This window comes from Pseudazoarcus sp. NS34, assembly GCF_059703725.1.
Window position 1 is genome coordinate 1 of record NZ_BAAKIZ010000005.1, and the last position, 8,961, is coordinate 8,961.

At 55.3% G+C, this 8,961-nt stretch carries 15 protein-coding genes; all 15 read left to right on the plus strand.

Annotated features, from left to right (window positions below; translation table 11 throughout):
- Positions 1–331, plus strand: a 331-nt coding sequence (locus AC6H0N_RS15475) for a hypothetical protein (RefSeq protein ID WP_497575036.1), incomplete at its 5' end; no start/stop codon positions are given.
- Between the two features lie 326 nt (positions 332–657).
- Complete coding sequence (locus AC6H0N_RS15480; RefSeq protein WP_497575037.1) at positions 658–948, plus strand: hypothetical protein; 291 nt, start codon at positions 658–660, stop codon at positions 946–948.
- A 42-nt stretch (positions 949–990) separates the two neighbouring features.
- Positions 991–1,362 (plus strand): RES family NAD+ phosphorylase, encoded by a 372-nt coding sequence (locus AC6H0N_RS15485; RefSeq protein ID WP_497575038.1) that lies wholly within the window; start codon positions 991–993, stop codon positions 1,360–1,362.
- Complete coding sequence (locus AC6H0N_RS15490) at positions 1,359–1,652, plus strand: hypothetical protein (RefSeq protein ID WP_497575039.1); 294 nt, start codon at positions 1,359–1,361, stop codon at positions 1,650–1,652. The genes AC6H0N_RS15485 and AC6H0N_RS15490 overlap by 4 nt, the downstream gene beginning before the upstream one ends.
- A gap of 231 nt (positions 1,653–1,883) precedes the next feature.
- On the plus strand, positions 1,884–2,438 hold the full coding sequence (locus tag AC6H0N_RS15495) for a transposase (protein WP_497575050.1): 555 nt from the start codon (positions 1,884–1,886) through the stop codon (positions 2,436–2,438).
- An 817-nt stretch (positions 2,439–3,255) separates the two neighbouring features.
- Positions 3,256–3,600 carry a hypothetical protein gene (locus AC6H0N_RS15500; RefSeq protein WP_497575040.1) on the plus strand — a complete coding sequence of 115 codons (345 nt, stop codon included), beginning with the start codon at positions 3,256–3,258 and terminating at the stop codon, positions 3,598–3,600.
- A 49-nt stretch (positions 3,601–3,649) separates the two neighbouring features.
- Positions 3,650–4,102 (plus strand): hypothetical protein, encoded by a 453-nt coding sequence (locus AC6H0N_RS15505; RefSeq protein WP_497575041.1) that lies wholly within the window; start codon positions 3,650–3,652, stop codon positions 4,100–4,102.
- Positions 4,102–4,986 carry a hypothetical protein gene (locus AC6H0N_RS15510; RefSeq protein ID WP_497575042.1) on the plus strand — a complete coding sequence of 295 codons (885 nt, stop codon included), beginning with the start codon at positions 4,102–4,104 and terminating at the stop codon, positions 4,984–4,986. The genes AC6H0N_RS15505 and AC6H0N_RS15510 overlap by 1 nt, the downstream gene beginning before the upstream one ends.
- Positions 4,987–5,354: 368 nt before the next feature.
- Complete coding sequence (locus AC6H0N_RS15515; RefSeq protein ID WP_497575043.1) at positions 5,355–5,858, plus strand: hypothetical protein; 504 nt, start codon at positions 5,355–5,357, stop codon at positions 5,856–5,858.
- On the plus strand, positions 5,776–6,015 hold the full coding sequence (locus AC6H0N_RS15520) for an IS3 family transposase (protein ID WP_497575044.1): 240 nt from the start codon (positions 5,776–5,778) through the stop codon (positions 6,013–6,015). The genes AC6H0N_RS15515 and AC6H0N_RS15520 overlap by 83 nt, the downstream gene beginning before the upstream one ends.
- A 118-nt stretch (positions 6,016–6,133) precedes the next feature.
- Complete coding sequence (locus AC6H0N_RS15525) at positions 6,134–6,871, plus strand: hypothetical protein (protein ID WP_497575045.1); 738 nt, start codon at positions 6,134–6,136, stop codon at positions 6,869–6,871.
- Positions 6,805–7,203 (plus strand): hypothetical protein, encoded by a 399-nt coding sequence (locus AC6H0N_RS15530; protein ID WP_497575046.1) that lies wholly within the window; start codon positions 6,805–6,807, stop codon positions 7,201–7,203. The genes AC6H0N_RS15525 and AC6H0N_RS15530 overlap by 67 nt, the downstream gene beginning before the upstream one ends.
- A 39-nt stretch (positions 7,204–7,242) precedes the next feature.
- Entirely contained in the window at positions 7,243–7,557 is a 315-nt protein-coding gene (locus AC6H0N_RS15535; protein ID WP_497575047.1) for an immunity protein CdiI family protein, read from the plus strand.
- Between the two features lie 265 nt (positions 7,558–7,822).
- A complete protein-coding gene (locus AC6H0N_RS15540; RefSeq protein WP_497575048.1) occupies positions 7,823–8,758 on the plus strand; it encodes a PoNe immunity protein domain-containing protein in 936 nt (311 codons plus the stop codon).
- 23 nt (positions 8,759–8,781) lie between these two features.
- The coding region (locus tag AC6H0N_RS15545; protein WP_497575049.1) for a hemagglutinin repeat-containing protein at positions 8,782–8,961 on the plus strand (180 nt) is incomplete at its 3' end.

The following is an 8,961-nucleotide window of genomic DNA, read 5'->3' on the forward strand; positions in this document are numbered from 1 at the left end:
GCGCCGCTACATTAAGTTTGTTGCTCAGGGCGTTGATGCGGAGCCGGTCTGGCGCAACCTGAAGTCACAGGTGTTCTTGGGAAGTGATGATTTCGTCGCCCAAAGCTTGCTACGGGCGGAAGCCAAGGACGATGTGAACATTCCTCACGCGCAGCGTCGCCCGCCCCCGCCCTCTCTCCGTGACATCGCGCGGAATCACACCGATAGAAATGCGGCTATGGTCGCTGCCTACTCGACCGGCGGTTATAGCTACCAACAGATTGGGGATTTCTTCGGTGTGCACTTCACTACCGTGGCCAAGGCAGTTCGTCGTGGAAGGACCGCGAAATGAACGGTATAAAATATAGACCTGACCCCGATTCGCGTGCTTTCAGAATCAATAACGCTATATCGAGTTTCAGGGGGTAATGCAGGGGAAATGGGGCAGTACTGGACGACCATTCGTCCGACCGGCCCACTGCAAGCGCAAATTGATTTGGCGTTGAAACCGGAATGGGGAAATACCGCCACACAGATTACAACTATAGAAGTCCCTGCAGGGCAAACAATCTATCAAGGTGCCGCAGCTTCGCAGGGCGGCGCGCAAATCGGTGGCGGTAGCCAGGTCTTCATACCGCGCGTTGATCCATCATGGATAACTCGATGAGAGCGGCAAACATGAGCACTTCAATATCATCTTGGGCGGATATGCCGATTCGTAGTTCCAAGGAACTGAGAGCACTGATTGTGAAACTAAAAGAATCTGTGGCCTCTGGAGAGATGCAGCAATGTTGGCCGGCAGACGCCCCATTTGCGACGGAAACCAAAATATCCGACGTGAATGAAAATGGTCCTTGGCCAGCTGACTACCTTGAGTGGTATTTTCTATCAACCGCGAACAAGGAACGTTATAGATTGTCGGTTGAAACCTACCACGGTGCAGGAGGACATTGGAAGCTGATGGAATAGAACAATAATAGGAGACGAACAGGAAGATAGGATTCTCGAGGTGTGTTCGCGGATCATCGGTACTCGCCAACAGGTGCAGGTGTGATCTATACCGGAACGACAGCGCAAACTGCCTCTGCGGAGGTGGCGAGTTACGGCGCTCTGCAGGGAAAAGTACTTGTGAGCGGCGACGTAAGAATCGACGGGGTTCTTGACCTAACCGATTCGGCTGCCCTGAAAGCCCTTGGCGTATCAAGAGAACAGATCACACTCTCATCTCATGGCGCAAACGGCGCTTATAACCAAACACAAAGGATCGCAGAATGGGCGCGTGAGCAAGGCTACAGCGCCATCTTGGCACCTTCAGCTCAGCACTCAGGCGGCACAAACCTGATAATCTTCGACACAACTAAACCATCAGTAATGGCACCATGAACCGCAATGCTTTTGTAGAGGCTCTAAGGCAATCGAGGCCACGCCCAAAGACAGACACGTTCACCAAGCTTCTTGGTGAAATTCGAGATCCGGAAATAGCCGACGTTATTTGGATTTATTGGGGCGAGCGATCTATTGAAGTGCTCGATCTTCCAATGAAGGCTCTCAACTCGGACCTCCGATGGTGGCAGCCATTTACGCCGAGAAAGACGATCCGCACTCTATCAATAACAGAGCGCGGCCGCGAACAAGTATGGAAAATGCTTGAGAATGCGGGCATGTGGTTATAAGCAATAATAGGGTGGTTGCACATCAATGGGGTCAGAGCCATTGATTTGTGTTCCGCGCCGCGCAGCTATGACGTGAATCGAAAGGAGTCGCGGTGGCCCGCTTGCCCAGACTCAACCTGCCCGGTTGCGCCCAGCACGTGATCCAGCGCGGCAACAACCGAGAGGCCTGCTTTTACGCGGAGGCGGACTACAACTTTCCTCAAGGACGCGGCCGCCAAGCACCAAGTCGCCATTCACGCCTTCGTGCTGATGACCAATCATGTCCACGTGCTCGTGACGCCGCGCGACGAGCAAGGCGTCTGCCGCATGATGCAGAGTCTGGGACGCAAGTACGTCCAGTACTTCAACTACACCTATGACCGTACTGGCACCTTGTGGGAAGGGCGCTACAAGTCGACGCTGGTGGATGCAGACAATTACCTGCTGACGGTGTATCGCTACATCGAGCTGAATCCGGTGCGCGCCAGCATGGCGGCTCATGCCTCGGACTACCCTTGGTCCAGCTACCAGGGCAATGCAGTGGGCAAGCCTATCGAACTGTTGACCCCACATCCGATGTATCAGCAACTGGGGGGAACGGACGAAGAGCGACAAAGTGCCTATCGTGCGTTGTTTCAAGGCCGAATGGCGGAGCGAGACGTGGCCGCGATCCGAGACGCAACGAACAAGGCATGGGTGCTGGGTGACGACCGGTTCAAGGCGCAAATCGAAGCCAGAACCGGGAGGCGACCAATGCCGCTAGGGAAAGGATCAATGACGCTGACCCAAGTGATCGTTGGAAAGTAATTAAATGATCAAAAAAGTTTTTCTATACTTGTGTCTCGTAACTGGACTAATTTTATTTTTAATCACGCTTTATGTGATGTTTGCTAATGATCTTCCTTGGGTAACCAAAAAGTGGGGGCACGAGAAAGGTGGGCCATGGCTTTTCGGATTAATTGGCCTAGCTCTATCAGGGTGGGCTTTAGGTGAACTCATGCTCAGCAGAAGAATGAGGGACTTATAGACAAAATGCACGGATTCGGGGTCAGGTCTAGATTTTATACTCCCGGCAACCTATCCTGATCTTCATGGCACGCCCAATCCGAATCGAGTTCTCTGGTGCGCTCTATCACATCACCTCTCGCGGGGACCGGCGTGAGGCGATCTATGAAGACGACACTGATCGGGAACGGTTTCTCGAAGTGCTTGGAGAGGTAGCCGAGGATTTCAACTGAACGAACAAGGCATGGGTGCTGGGTAACGACCGGTTCAAGGCGCAAATCGAAGCCAGAACCGGTAGGCGACCAATGCCGCTTGGGCGAGGCGGCGACCGCAAATCGGTCGAGTTCCGCAAAGGAATGGATCAATGACACTGACCCCATTGATCTTGCTGACCCCATTGATCTCGGAAAGGGGTTTCATACAGCGTGTATGAACGTCAGCCTTTAGCTGGAAAAACCCTACGATCTACCAATCGGATATTGCTACGGTAACAACCAACACAGGTACGATATCGGCAGGATCGGGGGTCCAGACTATCCTACCGAACGGTAGTCTATGGTCTCCCCCAGTTAAGATTGCCACTTTTCGCATTGAGAGGTAATTCATGCCGCAGTATGTAATGCAAAAAGAAGAACTCGCACAAGCCGCACTGGAACTGAGGAAAGCGCTGTTTTCGGCTCGAGAGGATTTTGAGAAGAGAGATTTACCTATTAGCGTTTCCGACGCTGACTATGCTCTGGAGCTATTAGCTCCGATCCTGGATCTTTGTGTTTCCAGGCAGCTGGAAGAGCCATTTTACTTCACTGCGTACATGGGAAATATCATGGGAGATCATCTGGGCTTTCCAAATATCCGCCCCTACTGGTATCACCTTTGCGACCTGGGGCGCGGGGGGCTAACTCCTGAGGAGTTTGCAAAGACCGAATTCGTGAAGATTCGCCTGATGCCAAAGCAATTACGCTAAACAAGATCAATGGGGTCAGTGCCATTGATTCCTTCGGGATACAAGATCAATGTCTCTGACCCCATTGATTGCTTTCACCATCCTAGCCAATCGCCCAGATGAAAGCGGCAGCCTTTACACGAACCCTAATCTGGCGGCACGGGGAGTGGGTGGGGCGGCGGATGCGGTGGCATGGCGCAAAAAGGCGGTAGCAGTCCAAGGGCCTCACGGCGATCCAAAGAACATCACCTACAGCTACTTCAGCAACGATCCCGTATCCGTTGCAAATTTAGCTGGCGGCAACCCCGGCATATGGACGCTAAAGGACCTGTGGCAGGTAATCACAACCAATGACAGCATGCACAGTTGTTATGGTACGGGTGCGCCGGGGTGCGCCCAGGTCGAGAGACCGGTGCCCGGCGGGCCGCAGGGCACGCCCGATGGTAATTCCAAGCTAATTGAATACGTTGGCGGCCAACGCAAAGGCGGCGTTCAGATCAATCAGCAAAGCGGAGGCCAGTGATGAAATCGGTACTTGCTGGCCTGGCGGCCACACTTGTCCTGTCCGGGTGCGGCGTCGTTGAGGAAGCGATTAGGCGCAATGATGACCGGTACGCACGTCCGGGGGCGATGGATTCACCCCTTACAGGTATCTACAACACCTATCAATTCCACTTGCTGGACAGATATCGCGTTACCCATAAATGGTTGGAGTCCGGTTGTGGATACAGAGGAGTCGAGAAGGAGAGTGAAGCTTATGGCATGCGCAGTCGTCTTTTTATTGGACGGGATATCTTCGAAGAGAACGGAAAAACATGGCTCCGTTTTGAAGGTATAACGCCATTCGACTTCGACCGCTTTGTTCGCAGCGTCAAACATCAAAGGCCCATCTACGCACCGCCAACCAAGGAAGAATCGGAAGCCAGCATAGCGGCTACGTTGGAGTGGGCCAGACGTAGCAGCAGAACCGGCGTATACGAAAGCCCACCTCCCGACAAGAGAGTACCAATTCGCCATGAAGAAATCGAAATCGGCTTCCGCGCGCTCTGTTTTGAAAGCTGGTGGGTACCGAGCCACCTTCTGAAGGTCATGCTATACAAGCGCGACCTTGCAAGCTGGCGAGCCATACAGACGGAGAGGAACCCTCGTGGGCTGTGGTCCGAGCGTCGCGTTGGTGCCAATCTGTGGTTGGTGCAGGAAACGGCGGAACAGGATTTTGGCCCTCGGCCATTGAATGGTGTGGGAGGGCCTTTTCAGATCTGGCTGTTGCCCATTGGCGATACTGGCTACTCCCTCGGCATGGAACTGGGCGCCAGCCGCGAATCGCTGCAATACCCCGACGCCCACGCCCGCATCCAGCAAACACTGCGCCACCTGATCAAGTCTGTGAAGATTGAACCGATATGACACACTTTCCCAATCCACACGCAAGAGATGATGAAGCCATTAATTATGAAAATTTAAGTTTTTACCTGCTCCACTCCCTAAGCCAATGATCAATGTCAGGATAAATGAATGAACCGTGCTTTGTGCCCGTCGCCAGCGAGGACTACGAAGCTATCTTCGAGCAAATTGGTCACTCGTGTCGATTGAGCATTACTCGTCTGAGCCAAAGTGACGGCGCTAAACCGCCTTCGCTCGTAACGCATTCTGACGCTCCACTCTGCCAAGCATCGAACAAGTTCTGGCTCTTCGTCCCAGAAGGTAGGCACACGATAGAGAACGGGTTTGGGGTCAATACTTGAGGGCAGGTCACCCAACTAAGGAGGAACACGATGAAGCTTTCCGCTATAAGGAATGCGCTCTCGCGCCATGCTGTATCGCTCATAGTCGCCACGTGCCTCGTAGGCTGCTCGACAACAACCGAGCAGTCTAGAGGGGCAGCAATGCCGGGCGAGGAAGCACTCAAGCGGCAGATCGCTGCCGTCTATCAGGCCAGGGGGGGCGGCGGCGAGATGTATATCGTCGAGATACCGAGTGCCAACAACGCGCTGTCCAACGCGCTCGTTATGGCATCGGCGAAGCTCTCGGGCGATTCGAACGCAGTCAAGGCTATCCACGCCATGCTGGCCTCCCCCAGAGTGGAAGATCTGGCCGTGGTCGGCCGCTCGCCCGGCATCAATGTGGCGGAGGTGAAAGCGGCCGTCACCACCGCCCGGTCAGTGGCCGGACGCAAACGGATTTACGTATTCGCAGATGATCAACGGCCCGACGCCTTCGAGACGCCCTGGCGCGAGATCGAAGTGTACTGGGTGCAGAGCGACGGCACGTCGCGTTGAGTTATCCAGAAACGACAACTGCGACCTGCGCTCCCGCGAGAAAGGAAAGGCAGATATCTTCAGCTACATCGAACTGTTCTATAACCGGCAGCGCATTCATCAGTCGCTGGGATATCTCAGTCCGATGCCGTTCGAGGAGCAAGGGCGTGCCCCTTGATCAGACTGTCCGGGAAACCCGGGTAACTCACTCTGACCCCGACTCCCTCCGCTGGGTTCGTGAACGGACGGAAATCAATGGCTCTGACCCCATTGATTCTTCACCCGGATGAAGTGAAATGGATTCGGGAGATGCCAAGGCGTTTGCCGCGTTCAATGGCGACATGTCAGAGAACGAAGCCATTCAGCGCCTCGCGCAGCAGCCGCTGAAGCAGGTGGATTACTTGTGGCGCGCGCAACTGGCTGACGGCGATGACCTTGCCGCCAAAGAGTTCCTGACGGGAAGTCAGGGCAGCTTCGTTAATGATCTAGGTGAAAACCAGTCCCTCTTCACCGCCACCGGCCAGCAACTGCTGCGCCCGGAGATGTTTGCCGACATCGCCGACCCGGCCTTCTACAAGGCTTTCGTGCACAGCGGCATCAGCCGAGATCTGAACACCGGGCTGCTGAAGGAGCTGCGCGACTCCGGCGTGGAGATGAAGGACGGCACGCTCGATCTGTTGAAGTTCGCGGCGGACAACCCGGCCGTAGCAACCGATGCTGTGCTCAATGCGGTCTGGGAGGTAGTCAGCAACATCGGCGGCATCATCCAGGACAGTCTGGTCGAGACCGGTCACGCCCTCGGCGAAGGGTCGGCCGTTGCGCTCAATGCCGATCTGACCGAGAAGCTCGGCGCCATCTACGGCACCGATGTGGCCAGCATCCAGAAGGCCATCCTCGCCATTCGCGTCACTGCCGCCGTCACCGGAGCGACCTCCACGGCGAAAATCGCGTCAAACCTGACGAAGCTGTGGGCAAGAAGCTCGGCGATGTTGCGAGCGCAAAGAATCAAGCAAAACTTATTGATGAACTGGTGAATGGTGGTTCCAAAATCAATCCAGAACATATAGTCGACATAAGGAAGCTTCCTGACGGCAGAACCGTTTGGCTCGAGACAGGAACCGATGCTGCCGGTTTGCAGCATATCCACAGGCACGCCGATGAATTTGCGAAGAACGGTGTTTCAAAGGATCAAATACCAGAAGCCGTATTCACCGCTCTCGAAAGCGGAAAGATCGTAGGCTATCAGGGTCGCGCCGCTGGCCGACCAATCTATGAGTACTCCTTTAATGAACAAACACACAGGATAGCGATTACCATTGGAGACAACGGATTTATCGTAGGCGCGAACCCAACCTCCTTTAAGTAAAACTAAACTATGAAACAGAATCCAGCGAGAATAAAGTTAATGGCCGACTATGACTGCTGGCCACTCTGGGATATGGATGGAACAGATAATATTGATCCTGCAACACTGCCTATTTCAGATAAAACAAAGGCAGCATTGGAAGAATGGGCTTCTGAGTACGACAGGACATTGAATCGAGACAATCCCATCGAGTCTGGATTTTCATCTCAAGAATGCGCCGCTGAGTTCAATAAGACCGGATGGGATCTTTTGGAACGACTTCAATCCGAGCTACCTCACTCCCTGATCAGCTACTTCGACAACGAAAGTCGAATGTTGCTCGATCGTCGCCCTGAGAACAATCAGGGGCCGTGAGCGCCAACCTCGGCAGCACGCTGGATGGGAAACAGGGCAGTGAGGGTTGGATTACGGGAGGCGGACGACTTGAAAAGGCTGTCGGGCGCGAGGCCGCACCTGATGTGACACGATCAATTGAGGCTGGCCGTTACGAGACGTGGGTCGTCACCACGCGACCAGATGGCTCAACCCTGGTTGAAGTTCTTGATGCCGCAGGTAGGTCAAAGCCGGTAGATACGTCCAGAATACTGAACACTGGAACAAGTTTATCGGGAGCAAAATTGTGATTCGGGCGGCGTGGGGTGATAAGGATTACTGGGGCAAGTGGATTGAATTTGACAAAGAAAATACTCGAAAGAACTTCGACCAGCTCGAAAGACCCTCTCGCAACCCTGCGTATAGACCGCAATTCGTTTGGGACATTGCGAAGGGCGACATTCTTCGGATCATCCTCCGCCGCTACTCCCGCGGCGACCCCATCCGCGAACTCAGCCAACGCTTTCCCGGTCTGCTCGACGCATGGGAGCTGTCGAACAAGCTAACCGGCGAATTGAACGCCCAGCTCAGTCCCGGCGAGGGCTGGGATCACCGGCACCTGCTGAGCAGCCCCTTGGTCAGCGACGATCCTCGGGCCCACAACGACCCGCGCGCCTGGATTTTCCGGCTTTCGAACCTGAACCATTACAACTGGTGCTTCTGGCTGGTCGGGCTGGCGCTTGCCCTCGAAATCCCCGACGAGCAGTGGCAACGCCTGCTCGCGCTCATCGGCGGCGAAGGCGAGGATGTGCTGCTCGACCGGGTCATCGCCAGCCGTCAGCCAAGCCGCAGCATCGGCTCTGCCCTGCTCCATCCGAAGCCTTACGCCCGTTTGCTGAAAGCCGTTGATGCGCCGCACGACCAGCAGGCCGTTTTGCTGCGTGACTTCGTCACACACTGGTATGCAGAGCTCGCTCGCAAAGGGAATGAGGAACTGTGGTGGTACATCTACGGCGACCCGGTCAAGCACCCGCTCGACAAGGGCAGCTACTTCGGTCGGTGGTGTATTGAGGCTGTAGCGGCAGTCAAGGCGTTCGACCTGGACGATAGCCTTTGTCTTGGGCACGAGCACTACCCCGGCGACCTATTGCGCCCGGACGGGCCCAGTACCCATCCACACCGCCCTCACTCTGCAACGGACGGGGGATTGCTGACGCGATTGCTCAGAAAGCTGCGCCGCTGATCGCCGCCGCCAACACCGCCAGCGTGGAGCGCTCCAGCCAGAGCAGCAGCAGCGGCGTGGGCGTGGCCATCACCTACGGATCGGACGGCTTCGCCTTCGGCATCACCGCCAACGCCAGCGCCGCACGCGGCAACGCCGAGGGCGACGATCTGATCTGGAGCAACACGCATCTGTCCGCGGGCGAGACGCTCACGCTGCGCTCG